27 protein-coding genes and 1 tRNA gene are annotated in these 26,445 nt (G+C 41.6%); 24 read left to right on the top strand and 4 right to left on the bottom strand.

Annotated elements, in window-relative coordinates; all coding sequences use genetic code 11:
- Positions 1-28 precede the first annotated feature (28 nt).
- Complete coding sequence (locus tag ACYZ0U_RS07650) at positions 29-1,678, bottom strand: ArnT family glycosyltransferase (RefSeq protein ID WP_461451489.1); 1,650 nt, start codon at positions 1,676-1,678, stop codon at positions 29-31.
- Between the two features lie 263 nt (positions 1,679-1,941).
- On the opposite strand from ACYZ0U_RS07650, the gene ACYZ0U_RS07645 reads away from it, so the two are divergent.
- The 7 genes from ACYZ0U_RS07645 to ACYZ0U_RS07615 all read left to right on the top strand — a co-directional run bounded on the left by ACYZ0U_RS07645 (position 1,942) and on the right by ACYZ0U_RS07615 (position 6,884).
- Positions 1,942-2,478 (top strand): DUF2911 domain-containing protein, encoded by a 537-nt coding sequence (locus ACYZ0U_RS07645; RefSeq protein ID WP_461451488.1) that lies wholly within the window; start codon positions 1,942-1,944, stop codon positions 2,476-2,478.
- Between the two features lie 44 nt (positions 2,479-2,522).
- Entirely contained in the window at positions 2,523-3,731 is a 1,209-nt protein-coding gene (locus ACYZ0U_RS07640) for a DUF3810 domain-containing protein (protein WP_461451487.1), read from the top strand.
- A gap of 99 nt (positions 3,732-3,830) precedes the next feature.
- Positions 3,831-4,316, top strand: coding sequence for a hypothetical protein (locus ACYZ0U_RS07635; protein ID WP_461451486.1), 486 nt, complete (start codon positions 3,831-3,833; stop codon positions 4,314-4,316).
- A gap of 102 nt (positions 4,317-4,418) precedes the next feature.
- Complete coding sequence (locus tag ACYZ0U_RS07630; protein ID WP_461451485.1) at positions 4,419-5,339, top strand: DUF6263 family protein; 921 nt, start codon at positions 4,419-4,421, stop codon at positions 5,337-5,339.
- A gap of 250 nt (positions 5,340-5,589) precedes the next feature.
- Positions 5,590-6,180 (top strand): RNA polymerase sigma factor, encoded by a 591-nt coding sequence (locus tag ACYZ0U_RS07625; RefSeq protein ID WP_461451484.1) that lies wholly within the window; start codon positions 5,590-5,592, stop codon positions 6,178-6,180.
- A 57-nt stretch (positions 6,181-6,237) separates the two neighbouring features.
- Positions 6,238-6,651: a hypothetical protein gene (locus tag ACYZ0U_RS07620; RefSeq protein ID WP_461451483.1), complete on the top strand. Its 414-nt coding sequence runs from the start codon at positions 6,238-6,240 to the stop codon at positions 6,649-6,651.
- A 17-nt stretch (positions 6,652-6,668) separates the two neighbouring features.
- On the top strand, positions 6,669-6,884 hold the full coding sequence (locus ACYZ0U_RS07615) for a hypothetical protein (protein ID WP_461451482.1): 216 nt from the start codon (positions 6,669-6,671) through the stop codon (positions 6,882-6,884).
- Positions 6,885-7,027: 143 nt separating this feature from the next.
- On the opposite strand, the gene ACYZ0U_RS07610 is transcribed toward ACYZ0U_RS07615, so the two are convergent.
- The gene (locus tag ACYZ0U_RS07610; RefSeq protein ID WP_461451481.1) at positions 7,028-7,540 is read right to left on the bottom strand and encodes a hypothetical protein; all 513 of its coding nucleotides are present in this window, start codon (positions 7,538-7,540) and stop codon (positions 7,028-7,030) included.
- Positions 7,541-7,675: 135 nt separating this feature from the next.
- Here ACYZ0U_RS07610 and ACYZ0U_RS07605 point away from each other — a divergent pair, with 135 nt between their 5' ends.
- The 12 genes from ACYZ0U_RS07605 (at position 7,676) to ACYZ0U_RS07550 (ending at position 20,484) form a co-directional block, all read left to right on the top strand.
- A complete protein-coding gene (locus ACYZ0U_RS07605; RefSeq protein ID WP_461451479.1) occupies positions 7,676-8,227 on the top strand; it encodes an isochorismatase family protein in 552 nt (183 codons plus the stop codon).
- 137 nt (positions 8,228-8,364) lie between these two features.
- Entirely contained in the window at positions 8,365-9,594 is a 1,230-nt protein-coding gene (dctA, locus tag ACYZ0U_RS07600) for a C4-dicarboxylate transporter DctA (protein ID WP_461451477.1), read from the top strand.
- A gap of 234 nt (positions 9,595-9,828) precedes the next feature.
- Positions 9,829-10,707, top strand: a complete 879-nt coding sequence (gene sucD / locus ACYZ0U_RS07595) for a succinate--CoA ligase subunit alpha (protein ID WP_461451475.1) — start codon at positions 9,829-9,831, stop codon at positions 10,705-10,707.
- Positions 10,708-10,889: 182 nt separating this feature from the next.
- Positions 10,890-11,255 (top strand): methionine-R-sulfoxide reductase, encoded by a 366-nt coding sequence (locus ACYZ0U_RS07590; RefSeq protein WP_461451473.1) that lies wholly within the window; start codon positions 10,890-10,892, stop codon positions 11,253-11,255.
- A 416-nt stretch (positions 11,256-11,671) separates the two neighbouring features.
- Positions 11,672-12,646 (top strand): ribonucleoside-diphosphate reductase small subunit, encoded by a 975-nt coding sequence (locus ACYZ0U_RS07585; RefSeq protein ID WP_461451471.1) that lies wholly within the window; start codon positions 11,672-11,674, stop codon positions 12,644-12,646.
- A gap of 170 nt (positions 12,647-12,816) precedes the next feature.
- Positions 12,817-15,189 carry a ribonucleoside-diphosphate reductase subunit alpha gene (locus tag ACYZ0U_RS07580; protein ID WP_461451469.1) on the top strand — a complete coding sequence of 791 codons (2,373 nt, stop codon included), beginning with the start codon at positions 12,817-12,819 and terminating at the stop codon, positions 15,187-15,189.
- Between the two features lie 129 nt (positions 15,190-15,318).
- Positions 15,319-16,098, top strand: a complete 780-nt coding sequence (locus ACYZ0U_RS07575; RefSeq protein ID WP_461451467.1) for a hypothetical protein — start codon at positions 15,319-15,321, stop codon at positions 16,096-16,098.
- Positions 16,098-16,310 (top strand): cysteine-rich CWC family protein, encoded by a 213-nt coding sequence (locus tag ACYZ0U_RS07570; protein ID WP_461451465.1) that lies wholly within the window; start codon positions 16,098-16,100, stop codon positions 16,308-16,310. The genes ACYZ0U_RS07575 and ACYZ0U_RS07570 overlap by 1 nt, the downstream gene beginning before the upstream one ends.
- 85 nt (positions 16,311-16,395) lie before the next feature.
- Entirely contained in the window at positions 16,396-17,139 is a 744-nt protein-coding gene (gene fabG / locus ACYZ0U_RS07565) for a 3-oxoacyl-[acyl-carrier-protein] reductase (RefSeq protein WP_461451463.1), read from the top strand.
- Between the two features lie 41 nt (positions 17,140-17,180).
- On the top strand, positions 17,181-17,423 hold the full coding sequence (locus ACYZ0U_RS07560; protein ID WP_461451461.1) for a DUF3253 domain-containing protein: 243 nt from the start codon (positions 17,181-17,183) through the stop codon (positions 17,421-17,423).
- Between the two features lie 87 nt (positions 17,424-17,510).
- Entirely contained in the window at positions 17,511-19,598 is a 2,088-nt protein-coding gene (locus ACYZ0U_RS07555) for a hypothetical protein (RefSeq protein WP_461451459.1), read from the top strand.
- 178 nt (positions 19,599-19,776) lie between these two features.
- Entirely contained in the window at positions 19,777-20,484 is a 708-nt protein-coding gene (locus ACYZ0U_RS07550; protein WP_461451457.1) for a DUF4136 domain-containing protein, read from the top strand.
- A 62-nt stretch (positions 20,485-20,546) separates the two neighbouring features.
- Here ACYZ0U_RS07550 and ACYZ0U_RS07545 read toward each other — a convergent pair whose 3' ends face one another.
- Entirely contained in the window at positions 20,547-22,049 is a 1,503-nt protein-coding gene (locus ACYZ0U_RS07545; protein ID WP_461451455.1) for a phytoene desaturase family protein, read from the bottom strand.
- Between the two features lie 246 nt (positions 22,050-22,295).
- On the opposite strand from ACYZ0U_RS07545, the gene ACYZ0U_RS07540 reads away from it, so the two are divergent.
- From ACYZ0U_RS07540 to ACYZ0U_RS07530, 3 genes are read left to right on the top strand one after another with little or no spacing between them, the layout of a single operon-like run.
- Positions 22,296-22,436, top strand: coding sequence for a hypothetical protein (locus ACYZ0U_RS07540; RefSeq protein WP_461451453.1), 141 nt, complete (start codon positions 22,296-22,298; stop codon positions 22,434-22,436).
- 40 nt (positions 22,437-22,476) lie between these two features.
- Positions 22,477-23,166 carry a lycopene cyclase domain-containing protein gene (locus ACYZ0U_RS07535; RefSeq protein WP_461451451.1) on the top strand — a complete coding sequence of 230 codons (690 nt, stop codon included), beginning with the start codon at positions 22,477-22,479 and terminating at the stop codon, positions 23,164-23,166.
- Positions 23,159-23,398 carry a cytochrome b5 domain-containing protein gene (locus ACYZ0U_RS07530; RefSeq protein ID WP_461451449.1) on the top strand — a complete coding sequence of 80 codons (240 nt, stop codon included), beginning with the start codon at positions 23,159-23,161 and terminating at the stop codon, positions 23,396-23,398. Before ACYZ0U_RS07535 ends, ACYZ0U_RS07530 begins: the two co-directional genes overlap by 8 nt.
- On the opposite strand, the gene ACYZ0U_RS07525 is transcribed toward ACYZ0U_RS07530, so the two are convergent.
- On the bottom strand, positions 23,370-24,314 hold the full coding sequence (locus ACYZ0U_RS07525; RefSeq protein WP_461451447.1) for a PfkB family carbohydrate kinase: 945 nt from the start codon (positions 24,312-24,314) through the stop codon (positions 23,370-23,372). The genes ACYZ0U_RS07530 and ACYZ0U_RS07525 overlap by 29 nt on opposite strands.
- A 232-nt stretch (positions 24,315-24,546) precedes the next feature.
- On the opposite strand from ACYZ0U_RS07525, the gene ACYZ0U_RS07520 reads away from it, so the two are divergent.
- Positions 24,547-24,620, top strand: a tRNA-Asn gene (locus ACYZ0U_RS07520).
- 132 nt (positions 24,621-24,752) lie between these two features.
- Positions 24,753-26,315 carry a glycoside hydrolase family 28 protein gene (locus ACYZ0U_RS07515; RefSeq protein WP_461451445.1) on the top strand — a complete coding sequence of 521 codons (1,563 nt, stop codon included), beginning with the start codon at positions 24,753-24,755 and terminating at the stop codon, positions 26,313-26,315.
- The last annotated feature ends 130 nt before the right edge of the window (positions 26,316-26,445 follow it).

The following is a 26,445-nucleotide window of genomic DNA, read 5'->3' as shown; positions in this document are numbered from 1 at the left end:
TTCAATGCTTTTTCTTCCAGTTAATTTATTACTTCTCTATCAAATAAACCTTCGCCAATACCTGATCGCGCGTGGCCCGGTTAATAAACTTAGGCAGTATGTTCTCCTGCGGATAATCAACAAAAGTTTGCAAAATCTTAAACTGCGCGTTGTTCTGTACCAGAATATCCATCGAAGGCTGGTTTATATAAAACACCGCGCTATCTGCAGGTTTAAAATTTTTGAATTGTTCCAGCGGGATCAAATCCACATGCTTTTGGTTGTAGAATTGAAAGATATTATTTTCTGTACGAAGGGAATAAACATGCAGGTGGTTAAACCGGGGTTGGTTCAGGTAATTTGCTGCCGTTATCTGTCCTTTGTAAGCGGTTATCTGTTGGTAAAATGTAGTATCGAGGTAGAAATTGGCAAACAGCACCACCGTACAATTCACCAGGAAAACTTTAATGTGGTTTAGCTTGACCTTGTAGCAGACAGCGGCGACCACCAAAACAGCTATTATTACATCCACATAAAACCACCATTCCTTGTCCGGGCTCGAAAAGTAATTAATGATCAACACCAAAACCGGGAAAGCCAGAATATAAACCCACTGCCCAACCAGCCTGAACCCGGTACCGAATTTACTGAGCTGCTTAAAGCAATACGGCGCTGTAACCACCGCGAATAGCGGGAAAATGGTATTGGTATAAAACGGCAGCTGAAACTTCGACAATGAAAATAGCAGGAGTAATAATAATCCGCCGCAAAGGGTATAATATTCCGATAGTTTTTGTTTTTGGTAGATGCTTTTAAGGTTTTTAAACACCGCGTAGTAAAATACCAGGCACCACGGCGCAAAGGCCCAAAGCAGCGTGTGAACAAAGAAAAACACATCGCCTGATTTATGGGTGATCGGCCCCTTGTTTACAAACCTGCCGAACTGGCTATCCCACAAAAACCATTTAATGCCTGATACCTTGTGCGTCCCGAAAACCAGTTTCTCGGGGTGCATGTCAAACTGGATGTACAGCGCGTAAAGCTCGGGTGTGATGAATAGAACGACCAATATTGCCAAAGCCAGCCATTTCCAGCTAAACAGGCTTTTAAAATTTCGTTCAAACAAAACCTGGCCTAATAATCCGCCATAAATAGCCAACATTACAAACAGGCCTTTGGTCATTAAGGCAAAGGCTGTGAGCAGTGCGGCAAGCAGCAGGTCGCTCAATTTAAAGCGCTCGTGCAAGCGGGCCACATGGTAAATGCTGCCGGTCACAAAGGCCATCAGGTAAGGCTCGGCGCGTACGTCGGTATTGCTCATGATGATGCTGAGCGAGGTCATCAAAATCAAAACTGCCATAGCGGCAATTTCGGTACCGTAATATTTTTTGCTGAAGAGCCAGGTGTACCACAAGCCCAGCATAAAACATAACAACGCGGGCAGCCGGTAGGCCCATTCGCTAATGCCGAAGAATTTAAAACTGCACATCACTGCCCAAAAGGGCAGGTGCGGCTTATCCAGCCAGTCCTGGTTATAGGTAAACAGCTCAAAAAATTCGTGTTTATAAAGTAGGTTTTTGGCGATTGAGGCATAAAGCCCGGGATCGTCGGTAAAGAACTTTACATTGACGCCTGAAAAATTAACGATCAAGGCCAAAACAAACAGTAATATAAAAAATGGCTTGTTTTGGTCCTTCATGCAGCAAAGTAAATAATCTGCCGGCAAATATCCGAAAATAAAAAAACCCCTGCCTTACGGCAAGGGCAAAAACTCACAACAATTGTTTAACCTTATTACAGGTCTATTCCTAACTGCAATGTGAGCTTCTAGTGTTTATTATTGTTCATAATTCGTGCCAATATTGATCTAACAGTCATAATATTTAACTTTTTTGACAGTTCCTGTAACAATAAGCTGCTAATATTATCTTTACATCATAAATCATTTTTATTCATCTCATTATGAAAACAACAATTCGTTTAAAGGCTGTACTGTTTTTGGTATTTGCCTGTATGTTTACCAGCGCTGCTTTTGCGCAAATGCCAATGGAAAAGCCATCTAAAAAAGCTATTCCAAGTCCGCGCGATAGTGTAAGCGCTATGGTAAACGGTTCAACTATTACTATTAATTACGGAAGCCCATCAGTGAGAGGGCGCAAGATCTGGGGTGGCTTAGTCCCTTACAAAACTGTTTGGCGTACCGGCGCTAACGAAGCAACCCGTTTTACTACCACCAAAGATATTTTGGTTGAAGGTAAAAAACTGGCTGCAGGTACTTACGGGTTTTTCGCTATCCCTAACGAAAAATCGTGGACTATTATTTTTAACAGCGTGGCCAATCAATGGGGCGCTTTTAAATACGATTCAACTAAAGATGTTTTACGTGTAACTGTAACACCTAAAGTGGCAGGTAAACACGAAAGATTATTGTATACAATTGATCCAAGAGCTTTCCACCTGATTTGGGACGAGCTTGATGTTCCGGTTAGCGTGAAATAATATCGTTAACAATTTTATATAAAAGCCACCGGGATCATCTTCCGGTGGCTTTTTGTTTTTACGCTGATACTTTATGCGCTATATTTACCGCCATGCGCCAAAAGCAGAAAAGTAGTATTGTAAAAAAACGCATTGTAACCATTGTAATATTAGCCGTTATTTATTTTTTGCTGCAATTGCTTGAGGCCCATCCTGACGCTATCGAGCGTTATTATTCAACCGGCATCTACCCTATTATTTGCCATATCTTTCACCCGGTATTTAATTTATTCCCTTTTAGTGCGGGCGATGTTTTATACCTCGTAGCTATAGGGTTTATTGTTTACTATGTAATAAAGTTATTCAGGCTGCTGTTTAAAAAACAGTTTAAACCAGCAGGGTTATTGTTACTGACGATGATCATCATCCTGCAAATAGTAATACTTAGTTTTTATTTTTTGTGGGGATTGAATTACTACCGGCCATCAGCAGGCGAACGACTTAAGCTATCCGACAGCGATTATTCTATCGCTCAGCTTTATAACCTCGCCCAATTAGCTATTGATAGTGCCAATGCTACCCGATTGCGAGTTACCACTGCTGACCTGCAACAGGAAGATAAAGCCATCACGCAAACAGCTATTAAGGCTGTACAGTCCATGTCAGATAGTTCAAAGGATTTCTCGTCTTACAAGCCTGGTATTAAACTCTCGCTGTTTACACCGCTACTTAATTATTTAGGTACATCGGGCTATTATAATCCGTTCACCACCGAATCGCAGATCAATTACCAGATGCCGGTATTTTTAAAGCCGTTTGTGGCTTGTCACGAGTTATCGCACCAAATGGGGTACGGCGCTGAGGATGAAGCCAACTTTGTAGGGTTTTTAGTAGGCATCAGGTCAAAAGATCGCCTGCTGCGTTACTCTGCCTGGCATGAGGTGGTGGATGAATGCATGGGCGACCTCCATATGCGCGACAGCATACTCCAGATCAAGCTAAAAAAAAGTGTACTGCCGGCAGTGCACCAGGATTTCGTTACCGAGCGTAACTTCTGGCTATCACATGAAGGGCCCATAGATATGATCAGCAGTGTTTTTTATAATGATTTTCTAAAGGCTAACAATCAGCCCAACGGATTGAAAACCTATAACCGAATGGTAAGGTTGGTAATGTCGTGGGAGAAGGAGCGGGGAGCGAAGTTGACAGAGCCGGGACCGGAAGCCGGTGATAAAAAAGTTATGAGCAAGGTGTCAGAGCCAGTGATAAAATAAGCAACTTACCCGCTCTCGCTCTGAAAATTTCGCTCCAAATATCCCTTCGCTCCAAATATTCACTTCGCACCTAACAGAAAAAAATATATATTTGATAAAATGAAAAAACTGCTGGTTGTAATGGCTTTGTGCTTAGGTGGATTAAGCGCGCACACGCAAAGTATCTCGATGTCGGACCTGACTAACTTGGCTACCATTAATTTGACTGACGGTAATAACTTTTTAACCTCGGGCAAGCCTTTTAGGCAGGAATACACCGAGCAATCGCCCAACGGATTTATACTTCATCACTACATAGGTATTACAGCCGCATCAAAGCCGGAAACTGTTATAATTGGTGACGGTGTAAAAACTAAAAGTGACAAGGTATTACATACTGTAATTTATAAGAGCACTAACACCAAATACCTGCTTACTTTAATTGGCGAGGCACAAACGGCGGAGCTGAAAAAGAATTTCCAGGGTGTAGATCAGTATAATAACATTTATATTTTTGATAACTTTTTATATAGTGTGCACGTATTTATCCGCACTGATAACAGCGGCGGCTTTGTAAAAGTTGAACAAAAGGATTTTGTAGAATAATCGGCTTCTGTTTATTGTTCCTATTTATTAAACCCTATCTTTGGATAGCCTAAACACCCTCCATACTTTTTAAAACTAAATAAACCATCAAATTTTTCATTCATGAAAACCCTTTTAAGCTCATTATTTTTATTGCTGATCCTTTCAAATTGCCAGGCGCAAAAGTATAAACCTGCCCTCAATTTGGTTAAAGGCAATACCTACTTTACCAATAGTACCGTAACATCGTCCATTACGCAAACCTATAACGGGCAGGATGTAAATATCGCTATTGACATGGCAGCCAAAACCGCCTTTAATGTTACCGATGTTATGGATACAATTTACCACATGCAGGTAAGCTATGTAAGCATCGGGCTAAAGGTAGTATCGCCCGCAGGTACCGTTGAAATGAACTCCGACAACAAAGACCCCAAGGATATGTCATCCACTTTTTTAGCCGGGATGATCAATAAACCGTTTTCGGTAACGGTTACAAGAACCGGGCATGTGCTGGAGGTAAAAAATATTGAAAACATTATCAACGCTATTTTCGCAAACCTGCCCCAGGTTGATGAAACACAAAAAGCGCAAATGAAGGCCCAGTTTATGCAGTCATTTGGCGAAACCGCTTTTAAAGGAAACCTGGAGCAAACGCTGGCAATCTACCCCTCGGTTAAAGTAGCCAAAAACGATTCGTGGGTTATTAAAACCAGTATGCAGTCGGTTATGTCGGCTAATTTGGTTTCAACCTACCAGTTACAGGATGTTACCGATACCTATTACCAGATTCACGGAGACTCCAAAGTAAGTACAGCTATAACCAGCACGCCTGCGCAAATAAATGGCATGCCTGTAAAATACGACTTAAGCGGCACCATTGTTACTGATATTAAAGCCGACAAAAAAACCGGCTGGGTGATAGAAGAAAAATTAAAACAGGATATAGGTGGCAATCTTGACATCCTTGATAACCCTAAGATACCCGGCGGAATGAAAATGCCTATGAAGATCCATTCGGACATCAATACGACCGATCATTGATTTTGAGTTGAAGGTTAAAAGTTGAAAGTGCTGTGCATAAGCTGAAAAATTTTTTGCCCTCTTTCCGCCGTAGTCGAAGAGTATCGACAAACAAAGCGATGTCGGGGTGAGTCATATTAACCATCCAACTAATCTCCAATCAACCGATTTCTACTCATTATTTAATAAAAAAAGCAGCGCCGAAACCGGCGCTGCTTTTTTTATTAAATAATTTAAAATGTTTTTATAACATAATCGTCTTTATATTTAAATGCACAATACATTGGTAACAGCCGTAATGCCCCAGGATAACAACAGCCACGTCATACAAACAATAAAATCGTATGGTAAAAACCTGTTGAGTTTTATCCGCCGCAGGGTAAAAAACGATGCCGATGCCGAAGACATCCTGCAGGATGTATGGTACCAGTTTAGTACGGTCATTAACTCCGAACCTATTGAACAAACAGGCGCCTGGTTGTACAAGGTTGCCACCAACAAAATTACCGACAAGCATAAAAAGAAATCAGAAACGCTGTTGGACGACATGCTGGCGGGCAACGAGGAGGATATGGACGATGATGGTACCGATTTTAAGGCTATCCTGTTAACCGAAGCAGCAACTCCCGAAACTGAATACCTGCGCAATCTGTTTTGGGAACAACTGTTTTTGGCGCTGGATGAGCTGCCTGAAAAACAACGCCAGGTTTTCATCTGGAATGAATTGGAGGATATATCATTTGCCGAGATGGCAGAACTAACCGGCGATAATGTACAAACGCTGGTTACACGAAAGCGCTACGCGGTATTACACCTGCGCAAGCGGCTGAAACAATTGTATACAGAAATTACAGAATATTAACGGCAAAGCCCTATTGAGTGCATTGCAAAACAAATAATTACAAAAAAAATTAAAGAAATGAAAAGAATATTTTTTAGAGGCAAGTTTATTTTTATACCCATAATTGCTGCCGCAGTATTAACGCTGATAAGCTTTGTGGTAATGCAGCTTTGGAACAACCTGCTGCCAGCAATATTGCACGTAGGTATAATCACCTTTTGGCAGGCTATGGGCATATTTATTTTATGCAAGATCCTGTTTGGCTTTGGCAAAGGCGGCCGCGGCTGGGGCGGTGGTGGCGGAGCCCCGTGGATGCGCCGCAAAATGGAAGAAAAGTTTAAGAACATGACCCCGGAAGAAAAGGAACGCTTTAAACAAAAAATGAGCGAACGCATGTGCGGAGGTTTTGGCGATCATCGTCGTGGCGGAAGGTTTAGCGGCTGGGAGGATTTTAAAACCGAAGAACCTAAAGCAACTGAACCCAATAATTAATTTTAAATATCATCGGCATGGACATACTGGTATTTGTAACTAATGTTGCCGATAAGCAAGCAGTTAGCAAGGTAAAACCCTTGCTAACTGCCATGCCGGCTATTCAAGATTGGAATTTCGACCTGGAAGATTGCGACCACGTGTTGCGCATTGTAGGCAACAATCTTTGTCCCCGCAAAGTAGAATCAACCTTGCAAACCGCAGGTTTTGATTGTTACGAGTTGGTGGATTAATTTGTCATGCTAAGGACTAAGCATCTTTGCGCTTATACCCCACTGCAGATTCTTCACCGGGTTCAGAATGACAAGAGAGATCATAAAACTAAAATGTGATCCAAACTTTACCGGTAGCAAAACTCAGATCGCAGTAATTTATCTTATAATACAACACCGTCAGCAGTAAAGCGCAGATTGCTTTTGCCGGCCAGTGCCGATGTCGCCCATGAATCTTCATTAACCCAAAGCTTTTCGTTTTCAGATACAACATGTATACCTTCTGCCATAAAGTCGCCGTTAATACGAATAAATGTTAAAGGCATGTTAACTTCAAACTCCGCAGTAATGTTATGCTCCAAATTCATGGCAACATCTTCATCTAATTGATGCACCTGTATCAATAAAGATCCATCAGCATTCAACACCTTAACGCTATTGCGTTCCTGTGTAACTTTATAGCTGCCTTCGCTTTCAGGTTTGCTGCCGGTCAAGCGGATATAGTTGCCATGGGCATCACTGATATCCAAATCGATGCTAAAAAATGAATCGGGGTCGGTATCTTTAATAACAGAGCGAACGCTCAGTATGTCTTTTGCGTTGTCTTCATCGGCTACGGTGATAACGCCATGGGGAACTATAAAAGCGCTTGTACCAAAAATAAATGCGTACTTCATGATATGTGTGATTTAACTTGTTAGTACTACTACCAATACACAGGCAAAATGTTTATTTAATGAAAATTATTTTTTTGATATAGTTAGTTAAACTTGTAAGTTTGCCTTATTAAATTAAACATCAAAATAAATTCTATGATTACTGCCTTAGATGAAAAAACAGCCCTTGTATTGATCGACATGCAAAACGGTATTGTTGCGCTCCCGTTAGCGCACCCGGTTGCCGGTGTAATTGAAAATACAGTAAAATTAGCCGACGCTTTCCGCAAAGCTGGCCGACCGGTTGTAATTGTTAATGTCGATCCTGCGAAATTTAAACCATCACGTAAGGAGCCTGCACCGTCACACGGTTCGCTTCCTGCTGATTTTACCGGGATCATTCCCGAGCTAAAAACAACTGACTCGGATATTTTCGTTACCAAATCTTCCTGGGGGGCTTTTGACACCACCGACCTTGATGCGCAGCTTAAAAAAGCAGGTATAACAGGTATAGTTATTGCCGGTATTTCCAGCAGTATAGGTGTTGAAGGTACCGCGCGTAACGCTGCCGCTTTAGGTTATAATTTAACTTTTGCCAGCGATGCCATGACTGACATGTTTGCCGATGCGCATGCGCACAGCTTTAAATTCATCTTCCCAAGATTAGGCGAAGTTGATACAACCGAGAATATCCTGAAATTTGTATAAACAGATTAGCCCTAACCAATGCTAAAAGCCTTGATTAGGGTTAAATACATCTGCATAGGTCTGCGATAAATATCCTATCTCAATAGAAACGGCTGCTTATAAAACCGTAATTTATTCGCTATAATTGTTATTCAATTATGAGGCGTTTACTATCCAACTTAACTTTTCAGGTAATAACAGGCATTGTTCTGGGTGTTATTGTGGGTGCATGCTTTAAAGGCTTCGCTCCAACCGCGCAAATTATCAGCAAAACTTTCATCAACATGATCACCATGCTGATCGTGCCGATCATCTTCTGCACCATCGTGTTAGGCATTGCAGGTGTGGATGATATGAAGAAAGTAGGCCGTGTTGGCGGCAAGGCGATACTGTATTTCGAGATCATGACCACCTTTGCCCTGATTATCGGCCTGGTAGTTGCCAATGTGCTTAAACCCGGTGATGGTTTTATTAATCATCCTGTAGCCGACAAAACAGGAAAATTAGCCGAGTATCAAAAAGCCGCTGCCGATATGCATTGGGGAGAGTTTGTAACGCACATTGTACCCTCCAATATATTTAATGCATTTGCTACCGGCGATATTTTGCAGGTGTTGTTCTTTGCGATACTTTTTGGCTATGGCATCAGCAAAATGGGCGAAGCGGGTAAATCTATCATTTCAGGTATCGACAAGATCTCCAAGGTATTCTTCAATATCATGAAGCTTATCATGCGGCTTGCCCCTATCGGCGCGTTCAGCGGGATGGCTTATACGGTGGGAACTTACGGTATCAGCACGTTGCAGCCTATGATGAAGTTAATGGGGTCGGTATACCTCACCATGTTCCTGTTTATTTTTGTAGTGTTGAATATCGTTTGCCGCATTTACAAATTCAGCTTGTGGCATTATCTTAAATATATTAAGAATGAAATACTGCTGGTATTAGGCACCTCCTCCTCTGAATCCGCCTTGCCCAGTATGATCGAAAAAATGGAAAAATACGGCTGCTCCAAATCGGTTGTTGGTTTAGTGATCCCTACCGGATACAGTTTCAATTTGGATGGTACTACTATTTATATGTCGATGGCAGTTATTTTCTTAGCGCAGGTTTTCCATATCGATCTCAGCATCGAACAGCAACTGGTAATCATCGGTATCCTGATGCTCACCTCCAAAGGCGCAGCGGCGGTAACCGGTGGTGGTTTTATTGTATTGACTTCAACCCTTGCGGCTATTAAAATAATCCCGATTGAAGGCGTGGCGATTTTGCTGGGAATAGACAGGTTTATGTCGGAAGCGAGGGCTATTACCAATTTGATAGGGAATGGGATCGCAACGATTGTGGTTGCTAAGAGTGAGGGGGAATTTGTGGCGGTTAAGGAATAACTTTAATCAGCAAGTACTCACCGCGCGTCATTGCGAGGAACGAAGCAATCTTTATGCTATACAGAGCGAACTTGCAAAGCCGACCTGCCTATGTAGAGATTGCTTCGTTCCTCGCAATGACGTTCTGATACAGATCGCATCAATCCAACCAAACTTTTACAAAAAAATTACGCCAACAGCATCGCAGGGCACAAAAATATTTTAGCTTTGCGCTACTAAATTAGAAAAACAGCAATGAGTGTTCTTGTAAACAAAGATTCAAAAGTTATTGTTCAGGGTTTTACCGGTAAAGAAGGTACTTATCATGCTGAGCAAATGATTGCCTATGGTACGCAGGTTGTTGGCGGTGTTACGCCGGGCAAAGGCGGCCAAAGCCACCTTGACAGGCCGATTTTCAACACTGTAAAAGACGCTGTTGATAAAACAGGCGCTGATGTATCTATCATATTTGTACCTCCTGCTTTTGCTGCCGATGCCATTATGGAAGCTGCCGAAGCCGGAATTAAAGTTATTGTTTGTATTACCGAAGGTATCCCTACAAAGGATATGATCCTGGTAAAAGAATATATCAGCGACAGGGATACTCGCCTTATCGGGCCAAACTGCCCGGGCATTATCACTGCCGATGAAGCTAAAATTGGCATTATGCCAGGCTTTATCTTCAAAAAAGGTAACGTCGGTGTGGTTTCAAAGTCAGGCACGCTTACTTACGAGGCGGTTGACCAGGTTGTTAAAGCCGGAATGGGCATCACTACTGCTATCGGTATTGGTGGCGACCCTATCATCGGTACTACTACTAAAGAGGCTGTTGAGTTATTAATGAATGACCCTGAAACTCACGGAATCATCATGATAGGTGAAATTGGTGGTGGCATGGAAGCTGAAGCTGCACGCTGGATTAAAGCAAACGGCACTAAACCGGTTGTTGGTTTTATTGCAGGCCAAACAGCGCCTCCGGGCCGCCGTATGGGCCACGCGGGTGCAATTGTTGGCGGTGCCGACGATACTGCAGCCGCGAAAATGAAGATCATGACCGAATGCGGTATTAAAGTTGTTGAATCACCAGCTGAAATTGGTGCTGCAATGGCTGAACTTCTAAATAGTATCAAGTAATTAGTATCGAGTATCAAGGTATAGAAAATCCTGGCTTATGGCCGGGATTTTTTGTTGGTCAACCCATTGTAAACATCCTCCCCACAAACAAAATCCACCCAAAATTTGTCGTATATTTATATAAGCCGAAAGGATAAAAATCGGCGAAATCATATCAACAATCTGTGCAATCGTAATCAATAATGGAATACAATCAATTAACACCCGAAGAAGAATACGTAATACTACATAAAGGTACTGAGCGCCCGTTTACCGGTTCGTTATTAAACAATAAAGCCGAAGGCGTTTATGTGTGCAAGCGTTGCGATGCGCCTTTGTACGAGTCGGCAACTAAGTTTGAGTCGCATTGTGGCTGGCCGAGCTTTGATGATGAGATACCCGGAGCTGTAAAACGCGTACCCGATGCCGACGGTCGCCGTGTGGAAATTGTATGTGCTAATTGCGGTGCGCACTTGGGCCACGTTTTCGAGGGAGAGTATTTAACACCAAAAAACACACGCCATTGTGTAAACTCACTATCCATGAAATTTGTACCGCTGGTTAAATAAAACCCAAGGTTGTAAAGCACTGCCAATGAAAGAATTATTGGCAGTGCGATTACAAGTTTTTCCACCATCATTTCTAAATGACAAAATTCTTACTTTGTCATTCCAATGTCTATAACATGCTCATCTCAAAATAATTAGGACGGCAATTTGTTAACAACTCGGCCTCTTGTGTAAAACTATCGCTACCAAACAACATCATTTAGCCCTTATATTTGGATTAACAAGTTCTTACAAATGCTACACAGGTTACCGGCTTAAACGCACTAAGTTTAACTGAAATTTTCAGGAACCGGCCAGTGTAGCTTGTCAAAACTTTCACGAACAAGGTTTTGTCGAAAGCCTTTTAGCTACTGCTTCATCCGGAGAACGCAGGCGGTTAATTGTCTTTTGTCGGCACCAAAATTAAAGAGGCACAAATGAAACAGGAAGACGAATTATTACTCAGAGAGAACAAGGACAGGTTTGTGATCCTGCCGATCAAGTATCCCGCTATTTGGGAGATGTACAAAAAATGTGAAGCCAGCTTTTGGACGGCCGAAGAGATCGATCTTTCTGATGATATGAAGCATTGGGAAACAATGAGCAGCGGTGAGAGGCATTTCATATCGCACATCCTGGCATTTTTTGCAGCCAGCGACGGTATTGTGAATGAAAACCTGGCCATTAACTTCATGAGCGAAGTTCAGTTACCTGAAGCGCGTTGCTTTTACGGTTTCCAGATCATGATGGAAAACATCCACTCTGAAACCTATGCTTTGCTGATCGATACTTATATTAAGGATCCGATCGAAAAAGATCGTTTATTCCACGCCATTGACACTGTGCCTTGTGTAAACAAAAAAGCGGAATGGGCTTTGCGTTGGATAAACAACGGATCTTTTGCTGAACGTTTGATAGCCTTTGCCGCTGTGGAAGGAATTTTCTTCTCCGGTAGCTTCTGCTCTATCTTCTGGTTAAAGAAACGTGGTTTAATGCCGGGCTTAACATTCAGTAATGAACTGATCTCTCGCGATGAAGGTATGCACTGCGAGTTTGCCTGCCTGTTGTATCGTATGCTTGAGCATAAATTACCAAAGGAACAAGCAACCAAGATCATCACCGACGCGGTGGAGATCGAGAAAGAGTTTGTGACCGATGCGCTACCGGTAAACCTGATTGGCATGAACGCCAAACTGATGAGCCAGTACATTGAGTTTGTTGCCGACAGGTGGTTAGGCGAGCTTGGCTACGATAAAGTATACGGCGCTACCAATCCGTTTGATTTTATGGAGATGATATCGCTGCAGGGCAAAACCAACTTCTTTGAAAAACGCGTGGGCGATTACCAGAAAAGCGGCGTGCTGAACGCTACGGCAGACAGCAAGAGCTTTTCATTAGATGATGACTTTTAGGATTAGTATCAAGTAGCTGGTATCAAGTATTTAGATTGACTTGCTTACTAACTATTAAACTAAAATCATCAATATAAAAAGGAAAAATGAGAGTCTTGCTACTTGATACTAGCGACTTGATACTTAAAAAAAGAAAATATTCAGTAACCAGCTACTAAATACTCAGGAAAATGTTTGTAATAAAAAGAGACGGAAAAAGAGAATCGGTAAAATTTGATAAGATTACCGCACGCATTGAAAAACTATGCTATGGGTTTCATTTAGTTGACCCGATCGACGTGGCAAAGAAAGTAATTGAGGGTTTGTTTGACGGTGTAACTACATCGGAGCTAGACAACCTTGCTGCTGAAACTGCTGCATCATTAACCACAAAACACCCTGATTATGCATTACTGGCATCGCGTATAGCGGTATCAAACCTGCATAAAAATACCACCAAGTCTTTTTCTGAGACGATGCGCAAGCTGTATGAATATGTAGATGGAAAAACAGGCAAAAACGCATCATTAATAGCTGAGGATGTATGGGAAGTAATAGAAAAAAATGCTGAAGTATTAGATAGCACCATTATTTACGACCGCGACTTTGGTTTCGATTATTTCGGCTTTAAAACGCTTGAAAAATCATACCTGTTGAAGATCGACGGTAAAATAGTTGAACGCCCGCAACATTTGTTTATGCGTGTATCTATCGGTATCCACAAAGAAGATATTGATAGCGCCATCAAAACATACAACCTGATGAGCGAGCGCTGGTTTACACACGCCACGCCTACCCTGTTTAATGCTGGTACACCAAAACCTCAAATGTCTTCATGCTTTTTATTAACCATGAAGGATGACAGCATTGAAGGTATTTATGATACATTAAAACAAACTGCCAAAATTTCACAAAGCGCTGGTGGTATTGGTTTAAGCATCCACAATGTAAGGGCTACAGGCTCATACATCAGCGGTACAAACGGCACCAGCAACGGCATCATCCCAATGCTGAAAGTGTTTAACGATACTGCCCGTTATGTTGACCAGGGCGGCGGTAAACGTAAAGGCGCTTTCGCTATTTATTTAGAGCCTTGGCATGCAGATGTGTTTGACTTTTTAGACCTTCGTAAAAACCACGGTAAAGAAGAAATGCGTGCACGTGATTTGTTCTATGCCCTTTGGGTATCTGACTTATTCATGCGCCGCGTTGAGGCTAACGAGGACTGGAGCCTGTTTTGCCCGCACGAAGCACCGGGATTAGCGGATTGCTTTGGTAAAGAATTTGAAGCATTATACGAAAAATACGAGAAAGAAGGCCGTGCCCGCAAAACTATAAAAGCACAGGAACTTTGGTTCGCGATATTAGATGCACAGGTTGAAACAGGTACACCATACTTGTTGTATAAAGATGCTGCCAACAGCAAATCAAACCAGCAAAACCTGGGTACTATAAAAAGCTCGAACCTTTGTACCGAAATTATGGAGTACACCGATGCTAACGAAGTTGCAGTTTGTAATTTGGCTTCATTAGCGTTACCCCGTTACATCCAGAACGGCATATTTGATCATAACAAATTATACGAGGTTACTTACCAGGCTGCCATCAACCTGAACAAGATTATCGATAACAATTATTACCCTGTGGAAGAAGCCCGTTATTCAAACCTGCGCCACCGCCCTATCGGCTTAGGTGTACAAGGTTTGGCTGATACCTTTATCCAGTTGCGCATGCCGTTTGAAAGCGACGAAGCCAAGAAACTGAACATCGAAATATTTGAAACCATCTATTTTGCTGCAATGACAGCTTCTAAAGACCTGGCAATAAAAGATGGCGCTTATGAAACCTTCAAAGGCTCACCTTTGTCCAAAGGCCAGTTTCAGTTCGACCTTTGGAATGTTAAACCGGAGAGCGGCCGTTGGGATTGGGAAAACCTGCGTTTAGATGTAATGAACCATGGCGTACGTAACTCATTATTAGTTGCACCAATGCCTACAGCTTCAACCTCACAAATATTGGGTAATAATGAGTGCTTTGAGCCATATACATCTAACATTTATACCCGTCGTGTATTAAGCGGTGAGTTCATCGTAGTAAACAAATACTTATTGCGTGACTTAGTTAACCGTGGCCTTTGGGATACTGAGATGAAGGACAAGATCATCACAGCAAACGGATCTATCCAGGACATTCCTGAAATCCCTGCTGATGTAAAAGAATTGTACAAAACAGTTTGGGAAATAAAAATGCGCAGCATTATTGACATGGCTGCCGACCGTGGCGCTTATGTTTGCCAATCGCAATCACTTAACCTGTTCATCAATGCGCCAAATGCTTCCAAGTTAACTTCAATGCACTTCTACGCATGGAAAAAAGGTTTAAAAACCGGCATGTACTACCTGCGTACACAAGCGGCATCGCAAGCTGTTAAGTTTACGGTAGAGAACCAGGGCGGCAAAAACATGGACGCTGTAATACCTGAAGTAGTTGCAGAATTAGTAAACGATGTACCAGAAGGACCATCTTGCTCAATGGAAGAAGGTTGCGTAACTTGCTCAGCATAACAATTAATAGCTTAATTGTTAAACATTAATCCGTAGTTAATAATTAATAGTTAAAGCTATAATTATTTGCTACGGATTTTTTGTTCACACATAATTTTACTTACTTTTAAGCATTCAACCCTTAGCCGTATGTATCATAATTTCCTTGCAATGGTTTGTAAAAGATCTTTCCGGTCAATATTTTTCACTGCTTTATTAGTGTTGCTGTACACATCAGTAAATGCGCAAATGTACTCCGCGACTGATCCGCCAAAACGTAACAATCAGGGTTTAACTTATGGTGACAGCAACGGGGGAAACGGAGGCAACGGGGACAGGTCATGGGCGTTATCATTAAGTGCAGGCTATGATTTGCCGCAAGGCGACATGAGCCAATCATTTAAAGCGGCACCTACCTTTAGCTTTAGCTATTTAAATTATTACAACAATTTTACCTTTAATGCCAGTATTGGTTATGTATCCTATAAGGCTAAAGTTGATACCGCTTATTTTGTCGGTAACGACCCAACACAGGGATACCTGCAATACGGAAGTTACAATTCATTAGAAACATACGTAGGCGCTGCATATAACGTACCAATAGCAGATAACGCTAAAGTTTATTTCGGTTTGGATTTTGGCAATTACATTAACTTTTTTAATTTTTCAAGTAACGACGGAGAAGGTAATACAAGCACCTATAACACAACGTACAGCCAGCAATTTATAGCGCCAAAGTTAGGAGTTGACGTTATGGTAAGTGATAACCTGAGTTTAGGCCTTGAGGCTAAATACAATTTTTTATTCTCAGGCTCTCAAGCCACTGATTTAGACTTTACAGACGAGGATATTTATGTATCGTCAAGTTACAGTGCCTTATCTTACAAAACATTCTCAGGGCACTTAACGTTAACTTATCATTTTAATTAATGATCCAACAAAAACACGAAACCGTACATTGCGACCGCTGCAGGGCACCCTTTGAATGTAAAGCAAATTCATTCACCAAATGCCAGTGTGCCAAAGTACAGTTAACCTTAAACGAAACACAGTATATAAGCGAACTGTTTGATGGTTGCCTGTGTGCCAATTGCCTGCTGGAATTGCAAAAGGAATACATAGCCCAAATTGTAAATGTATAGCCGTTAGTATTTCAACAGCAGGGATTTTCCATCTTTCGGTCAAAATAATTATCTTCGCTCCCCGAAAACGAATTTATTAAGCTTCATGAAATTATTAGAAGGAAAAACCGCGCTGATTACAGGTGCGTCAAAGGGCATAGGCCGTAAAATAGCAGAAAAATTTGCAGAGCATGGCGCCAACGTGGCCTTTACCTACCTGTCGTCTGTTGAAAAAGGACAGGCTTTAGAGCAAGAACTGCAAAGCTATGGTACAACCGTAAAAGGCTACCGCTCGGATGCTTCTAAATTTGATGAAGCCGAAAAATTGATCGCTGATATTATTGCCGATTTCAGTACACTGCATATTGTGGTTAACAACGCGGGTATCACCAAAGATGGTTTGTTAATGCGCATGACCGAAGAGCAATGGGACGAAGTAATGGATGTAAACCTAAAATCAATTTTCAATGTTACCAAAGCGGCATCAAAAATCATGATGAAAAACCGCGACGGTGTGTTCATCAACATGAGTTCGGTTGTAGGTGTACAGGGTAATGCGGGGCAAGCCAATTACGCGGCATCAAAGGCAGGTATTATCGGTTTTTCCAAATCAATAGCTAAGGAATTAGGTTCAAGAAATATACGTACTAACGTAGTTGCTCCGGGTTTTATCCGCACCGAAATGACGGATGTATTAGATCCTAAAGTTGTTGAGGGCTGGGCGCAAGCAATTCCGCTTAAACGTGCCGGCGAAACTGCCGATGTAGCCAATTGCTGCGTTTTCCTCGCATCGGACATGGCAACTTACATAACCGGGCAGGTATTCCCGGTTGATGGCGGGATGTTGTAGCTTAGAAAATAAAAGTTCGTGATTGGAGATTAGTTATTCAGATGTCAAAACCTATCGCTGAAACAATCCTTTCAATGGCTGCCGAACGCGGGCCACTCAAAACCATTTGCCCGAGCGATGTATCCCGGCAAATGTTTCCTGAAGACTGGCGTAAGCACATGGATGATGTCCGCATGGAAGCAATTGTATTGCACAAAGCAGGCAAAGTGTCCATTACGCAAAAGGGAATCCCGGTAGATACAGATCATATAAAAGGGCCGATAAGGATTAGAATAATTGAATAACCATGCGTTGTTGCCCTTTGTCATTCTGAACGAAGAATTACAATTCTATAAAATTCATAAATAAACAGCATATTTGGTTTACCGGATATGCTGTTTTTATTTTTGATCACATGGGGAGCGGTTTCAGGATGGTGGGCGTTAGCTTGCCTGCTGCTGGGTATTTTATACGGGTGGTTGATGTACCGCCAGCCAATCAATCTTACCGGTAATTTTAGTTACGTTTTGTTTGCTGTACGCGCTTTGGCGGTTTTTATTTTATCACTACTGTTGCTGGCCCCTTTGGTAAAAACAGTAAGCTATCAGCCACAAAAACCCCTGATCCTGGTTTTGCAGGATAATTCAGAATCTATTAAATTATTCCCAACATCCAATCAAAAAAACGCTAACCTCAATTCGGGTATAGCTCAGTTAAAATCATCACTTGGTAATAACTACGAAATCCACGAGTTTAATTTTGATAGAACGCTTCATGATGGATTATCGGCTAAATTTAATGGCAAGCAAACCGATATATCATCTGCATTAAAGCAACTGAACCAGCGTTATGTAAACCAAAACATCGGCGCCGTAATATTGGCTACCGATGGCCTGTATAATCAAGGGACAGACCCGCAATATGAAGCCCGCAACATTAAATCAACCATTTATACCATCGCCGAAGGCAATACCATACCTAAACGCGACCTGTTGATTGCCAATGTAAACTACAATAAAACCGCTTTTTTAGGTAACGATTTTGAGATAGAGGTTTTGGCAGAGGCCTACCAAAGCAAAGGCGAAAATATGCGCCTTAATATTACAGAAGACGGCAAAGAGGTATCAAGCCAAAACATTGCCATTAATTCGGATGCTTTTCAAAAACTGGTGCCCATAAAACTGAATGCAGATAAAAAAGGGATCCGAAGGTTTAATATCAGCATAGCGCCAATAAAAAATGAGCTGTTAACCCAAAACAACAGCGAAACCATTTATGTAGAGGTGATTGATGCCAAACAAAAGATATTACTGGTATATAACTACCTGCACCCGGATATCAATGTGATAAAACAGGATATTGAAAGCGACAAGGATTACGAGGTAAAAGCCGTGATGTTATCTGATCTTTCTACCATAAAACCTGCTGATTATAGTCTCGTTATTCTACACCAGTTAACGGCGGGTGTTTCGCCTGCCTTGCAGGCGATTGTTAAAAGCAAGGTACCACTATGGTATATGCTTGGGGCACAAACTAATCTGCAGGATTTTAACGATGCACAGCATCAGGTAAAGATTTTCGCCAATGGCGACCAGATACAGGAAGCACTTGCACTGCCTGTACCGGAGTTTTCGGCATTTACCCTGCCTGATTCAACACGACAAAAAATAAGCACCTTCCCGCCTTTGGAGGCACCCTTTGGCAACTATTCCTCTACGCCTGGCAACCAGGTATTATTAAAGCAAAAGATCGGGGAAATAGCCACCACCTACCCCCTGCTTTCTTTTGCTGATGAAGATGGCAAACGCATAGCTGTTTTAACCGGCGAAGGTTTATGGAAATGGCAGTTAGCCGAATACAAAGCCGAAGGTAACCACCATGCTATTGAGGAATTACTGGATCAAAGTGTGCAGTATTTAACTGCCAATGCCAACCGTCAGCAATTCAGGGTTTATCCCGCTAAAAATATTTTTGATGATGGTGATGAGGTTATGCTGAATGCTGAATTATATAACGATGCCCTGGAGCTGATCAATACGCCTGATGTAAAGGCAGACCTCAAATCAAATTCAGGGAAGCAATACAGTTTTCTTTTCACCCGTAACGGGCAAAGCTACCAGTTAAATGCGGGCACACTTCCGGCTGACGAATACGCTTACAATGTAAGTACTAAAGTCGGCAACAAAACATTCACAGCCAATGGCAGGTTCACGGTAAAGGCGCTAAACTTAGAGGCGCGGCAAAGTACGGCGAATCACCGCTTGTTAAATACCATTGCCAAACAATCCGGCGGGCAAATGCTATTACCTTCAGAAATTAACAAACTGGCCGATCTGATCAGGAAGAATGACAACATCAAAACAATAGTTTATGAGGACAAGCATTACAGCGACCTGGTGGATATTAAGTGGGTTTTTATACTGATTTTGGCCTTGCTGAGTATAGAATGGTTCACCAGGAAACGTGAAGGATTGATTTAACCGATTTTAATCCCTTTTTAATCTATTTCTAACAAAGAAATTACGCACCCATCCTTATATTGGCTTGCGATTTGATAGATTTGTTATAGCTAAAATTTATTAAAAAATTTAACATTTAACTATTAAACCTTTTACAGGTTTATAGTCTAATATAATATTCAACTTTACGCATAATACCATGAAAAGATCAATTTACCTCGGGCTGATTGTATTGATTACAGCCGGCCTTTCATCTTGTGAAAGTTATAACTATTACACTGCCGGCCTTAATACAACCAACATGAGCCGTTATCATACTTTCGCATGGATGCCTATGGGCAGCGGTAAAGGTAAAGCGCCGGGTAATGTTGTTATTGCTGATGCTAAAATTAAAGATGCCGCTACTTCCGCATTAGAAAGTAAAGGCTTATCTATTTCACAAAAACAACCGGATCTGTTGATAAGCTATACTACTACTGTTGGCAGGGGTACAAGAATCAATTACTATTCTAACTACGGCTGGGGAGGCTATGGTTGGGGTGGCTGGGGCGGTTGGGGTGGCTACGGCTGGGGCGGATATGGCCTTGGCTGGGGTTTCGGCGGCAGAGGCTGGGGTTGGGGTGGTTTTAGCCCTTATTACTATTACGGCGCTCCATTTGCTTACAGCGGAGGTTTAACTTATGAAGATCAGGAGCATTACAAAGAAGGCACCTTAATTATTGACATGATTGACCGCAGAACCCGCAAAGTGGTTTGGAGAGGTTACGGCGTAGGAGAAGTTCATCATAACCCGCAAAAAAATATTGATGATTTGCCTAAAGAGGTTATTGGTATCATCAACCAGTTAAGTTTGCAGCCATCTACACCAAGGCCTGCAGTAATACGTACACGTACAATGAGTTCTTAATAACAAAATATATACCCTACAACATTGGTAGCCTTGCAATTGCAGGGCTATTTTTGTACAGGCTATTTTAAATATTTAATCACTTCCGCGGCTGCTATTTGTCCGGATATTAAAGCGGGTGGAACTCCCGGCCCCGGAACAGTCAACTGCCCGGTAAACAACAAATTTTTAATATGCTTTGCCCGCATAGCAGGTTTAAAAAAAGCGGTTTGCCCCAGCGTATTGGCTAAACCATAAGCATTGCCTTTAAAGGAGTTATAGTCCGCTTTAAAATCATCCATGGCGTAGCTGCGCTTTACAATGATGTTGTGTTGAATACTTTCACCGGTGATAGCCTCAAAGCGGTCTGTGATCAATTTGAAATATTTTTTGCGCAGTTCCTCGCTATCCTCTAAACCCGGGGCAAGCGGTACAAGGAAAAACAAATTTTCATACCCATCCGGTGCGACAGTTGAATCTGTTTTTGACGGGCAGCAAACATAGAATAATGGTTTTTGTGGCCATTTGGGTTTGGTATAGATATCCTCGGCATGTTGGTCAAAATCTTCATCAAAGAATAAATTATGATGCTTAATGTCACCCAGTTTTTTATCTAAGCCAATGTAGAATAACAAACTCGATGGCGACATGGTACGGCTATCCCAGTATTTGCGGTCATAATTCCTATTTGGTTCATCTATTAATTTTTGATCGGAATGTTCATAGTCCGCCCCGGTTATCACAAAATCAGCATCTATAATCCCATTATTGGTGATGATATATTTTACCTTTTCATCTTCAACTTCAATTTTGAGTACTTCAGTGTTTAGTTTTATATCGACCTGATGTTCTTCTGCAATACTTACCATCGCTTTAACAATCTCGTTCATGCCGCCAATCGGGTACCAGGTACCTAAAACCAGGTCGGCATAATTCATCATGCTGTACATGGCAGGTGTATCCTGCGGCCTTGCGCCTAAAAACAAAACCGGGAATTCTAATAATTTGATCAGCCTGGGATTTTTAAAATACTTACGCACATGCTTGCTCATACCGGTAAGCAACTGCATGCTGAAGCTTTTTCGGATCAGGTTCCAATCAATAAATTCGCCTAAATTATGCGAAGGGCGAAAAACATATTCGCCCATTCCAACTTTGTATTTGTATTCGGCTTGTTTTAAAAACTCTTTTAAGTTATTGCTGCTGCCGGGTTCAATGCTTTCAAAAAGTGCTTCTAAAGCCTCAAGATTAGCCGGGACATCCATTTCATCGTCCTGCCCAAAATAAACACGATAACCAGGGTCTAATCTTTTTAAGTCATAAAAATCCTGCGGAGTTTTGCCAAACAGCGCGAAAAAGTTCTCAAATACATCCGGCATCCAGTACCAGCTCGGGCCCATATCAAAGGTAAAGCCATCTTTCTTCCAAACCCTTGCCCTACCGCCGGGCTGATCATTTTTCTCTAAAACGGTAACTTTAAATCCTTCTTTCGCCAAAACACAGGCGGCAGATAATCCTGCGAAACCCGAGCCTATTATTGCAATATGTTTATTGTTGTTCGACAGCATAGCATCGAAATTAGACAAAATGTTTGGTCTTAACTAAAAAACAATGTGCAGGAAATTTATGTAGTTTTAATAAGTTTATGCCAGCAGATCAAACCGACCTTTATAACCAAGCCTGCTTTGATCGCAACAAGCTAGTTACAGAAAAATACACCACTGCGTTTAGTATTGGGATAAAGGCATTTGACAAAAAATTGCACGTGCCTGGGTATGCTACCTATGGTTTTTTGCGCTGCGCGGATGAAATAGTACATAACTTTCATCAGCATGATAAACATAGCTAAAAAGGAGTTTCGCGAAATTACTTTTAAATCGATAGATCAAAAGATCAGCCTCAACCCTGTTCTGCAATGTCGTATACTAAAAAACTATCGCTTTACTGCAAGGCAATTCTTCAGCAAAGCTTAACTTAATATAATTAACTATCTTAAAATATTAAATTTGCCCCGTGAAGTTTACTTACCTGCTTATTAATTTTTTCACCATACTTTTTCCGCTGGCGCTTTCTTTTGATAAAAAAGTACATTTTTATAAAAGCTGGAAATTTATCTGGCCCGGATTGGCAATAACCGGGCTGCTTTTTTTGTTTTGGGATGTGCTTTTCACTTTAGATGGTGTATGGTCGTTTAACCCTAATTATATTACTGGCATAACATTTCTGCACTTACCTATTGAAGAAGTCTTCTTTTTTTTAACAATACCATTTGCCTGCATTTTTATATACGTCTGCCTCAATTACTATGTAAGCCGGGAATTGGATTCGCGGTTGACACGCATTATTTCCAACGCGATAATTATTTTCTCTATTTTGATCCTAGTAATTTACCATCACCAGTTATACACACGGGTCACCTTTACCCTGTTGGCTTTTTTGTTGATCCTGCTGCAATTTATTTACAAGGCCCGATGGCTTAACCGCTTTTACATGGCTTTTGCAGTGGTGCTTGTTCCGTTTTACATCATTAATGGTATACTTACTTCAATTCCTGTGGTGATGTATAATAATGCGCAAAATATGAGTTTAAGATTGGGTACAATACCTGTTGAAGACCATTTTTATTGTATGGCGTTGTTAATGATGAATGTAGCACTTTTTGAATATTTTAAACGGAGATCAATTATATTTAAACATGCCTGAGCTGCCTCAATATACAAAATCACAACTTGCCCTGCGAAATGGGCAGGACAAGCCCGAAATATGGGTAGCCTGCAACGGCATTATATATGACGTAACAGAAAGTCGCTTATGGCGCAAAGGACAACATTATGAGCACTGGGCTGGTCAAGACTTAACCCCTGAATTAGCCGATGCCCCGCATACCCACGAAGTTTTTGAACGCTTTACATCTGTTGGACAATTGAAGCCTTAATATCAATTGAAAATTGTGATAAAACCACAAATTCCTGCACTCTTGCAGCAATTTCTTCCTGGGTTAGGTTCTTGATCTTCTCAGTACCGAATTTCTCTACACAAAATGATGCTAATGCTGAACCATAAATGATCGCATTCTTCATATTGGTGAAATTAATATCGTCAACTTTAGCTAAATATCCTATAAACCCACCGGCAAAAGTGTCACCAGCTCCGGTTGGATCAAAAACTTCAGCCAATGGCAATGCCGGTGCTGAAAATACCATGCTTTCGCCAAATAATAGCGCACCATGCTCACCTTTTTTAATGATAAGGTATTTTGGGCCCATCTGCAATATTTTAGCAGCAGCTTTTACTAAAGAATATTCGCCGGATAACTGGCGGGCTTCGGCGTCGTTAATAGTTAAAACGTCTATTAATTTTATAGTTTCCAGCAGATCGTCCATGGCAATATCCATCCAAAAGTTCATGGTATCCATTACGATCAGTTTTGGGCGATTTTTAAGGCGCTTGATGACCGTTTGCTGTACCTGCGGGGTTAAGTTACCCAGCATTAGGTATTCGCAATCCTGGTAATTTTCAGGGATGATAGGATCGAAGTCGCCTAATACGTTTAACTCCGTGATCAGCGTATCGCGGCTGTTCATATCATTATGGTATTTTCCCGACCAAAAGAATGATTTTTCGCCTTGTTTTATTTGCAGCCCTTCGGTATCAATATGATGGATATGGAATTCCTCGATCTCGCTGTGCGGAAAATCCTCACCCACTACAGCAACAATTTTAACATCATCGCTAAAGTACGATGCCGCTAAACTCGCGTAAGTAGCCGCGCCACCAACAATTTTATCCGTTTTACCAAAAGGTGTTTCAATAGCGTCGAACGCTACGGTGCCAATAACAACTAAACTCATTTATATAGTATTTGCGCAAATATTGCGATTTTACAGGAAACTTCAATCTTTAATATTGTATGTAACCTATTTAGGCGGTATATAGCTTAATATGATTACTAACTTTATCATCTGCAAAATCTCAAAAACAAAATTTTTCACTCATTTTCAGTAATTTATATTTTTTTTGAAATAAACGTTGCGTAATTACCTCAGAAATTATACTTTTGCACACTCCAAAACGGAAAATGATTCCTGAGTAGCTCAGCTGGTTAGAGCATCTGACTGTTAATCAGAGGGTCGCTGGTTCGAGCCCAGCCTCAGGAGCATAAAGCCTAGCACGTCCGCTAGGCTTTTTTTATACCCAATTTTTAAAATCAGCTTTTTCTCACTTTTGATATAAAATTGAGCATTTTTATAGTTGCTAAATCAGAAAAACGGAACAGCTTGAAACAGGTTATGAAATTACGGGTATACCTTATCATTTTACTTCTCTTATTTACTCTCCCGATCATTTCAATCAAAAGTTTTGGTCAAAACCGGGCTGAATATAATATTACCCAACATGGGGCAATTGGCGATGGAAAAACATTAAATACCCAAGTTATTCAACAGGTTATCGACCTGGCGTTTAGTCGTGGCGGCGGTAAGGTGATCATTCCTGCCGGGAGATTTATTACCGGTTCGCTGGAATTGAAGGATAATATTGAACTGTACCTTGAAAAGGATGCTGTGCTGCTCGGTAGTACAAACCCTGCAGATTACCACAAAATTAAAATGCCGGAACTACCCGAAACGCCTAAGAAAGACGACCTGCCTCATATGGCACTGTTAGTCGCCTATAAAGCCACTAACCTATCAATCTCGGGAGAGGGAATTATTGACGGGCAGGGAACCGCGCTGGCTTTAAATATCGATAGCCTGCATCATGCCGGTATTGTAATTGACCCGAATTATTCTGCAGGCGCTAACAGGCCCAATGAAAAAATGAGGCCCAAATTAATCGGGTTTGAAATATGTAAACAGGTGAGCCTGAAAAACGTAACGTTCAAAAGCGCAAGCTGCTGGGGGCTTACCTTTGAGTTGTGCACCAACCTGGTGGTTGACGGGATACAGGTAATCAACAGGGCGTATTGGAACAACGACGGCCTCGATATTACAGATTGTAAAAATGTAAGAATAGTAAACTGCAGCGTAAACTCTGCCGATGATGGCATCTGTTTAAAATCTTATTATCCGGGTTATTGTGATGATTCGGTTTATGTGGGCAACTGCACCATCATATCCGGGGCAAGCGCGGTAAAATTTGGCACCGCATCTTTTGGCGGCTTTAAAAACATCACCATTGAAAATATTAAGATAAAGGATACTTACCGCTCGGCAATTGCGATTGAGTGTGTGGATGGCGGGGTTATTGACAACATTAAGGTTGAACACATTGACGCGGTAAATACCGGGAACGCTATATTCATTCGACTTGGTAAGCGGACCGGGAATGCAGGGAGCATAAAAAATATTTACCTGCACGATATTAAGGTCCAGATCCCATTCATCCGGGGAGATATCAACTATGATGTTCGTGCCGAAGAACCAGGGTATCACAACCCGTTCCCATCGTCCATAACCGGCATCCCGGGCCACAATGTTCAAAACGTAGTAGTTGACCAGGTGGAAATCAGCTACCCCGGTCGGGCAAGCAAGGCTCAGGCCTATTTCGCGTTAAGCCGACTTGACCAATTTCCTGAAAAAACGGGTGATTACCCGGAATTCTCTATGTTTGGCGAGATACCCGCCTGGGCATTTTATGTGCGCCATGCCGAAGGCGTCACATTTAAAAACATTAAATTAAGTTTGAATGATACTGATTACAGGCCTGCCCTCATTTTTCAAGATGTGAAAGGGTTGCACATTACTAACCTTGTCTTAACTGCCTATACAAGCCCCGGCCAGATCGTACTCAAATGTGTTGAAGACGAACATCTTGATGATACCTCAAAAGGATTAACAAAATCCACCCATTGATCTAAAGCTAGTACTGACAAAATAGTGTCAGTACTTATCTCAACCCATTTCCCGAAATTTGTATTATCCAGTACCATCCGCTTGTGAAAGCGGGAAAATTGTTCTTTGAAAGATTATTATGAAAATAGTA

This window comes from Mucilaginibacter sp. (assembly GCF_965225845.1).
Classification (GTDB): domain Bacteria; phylum Bacteroidota; class Bacteroidia; order Sphingobacteriales; family Sphingobacteriaceae; genus Mucilaginibacter.
This window is presented reverse-complemented; position numbering and strand designations above follow the sequence as displayed.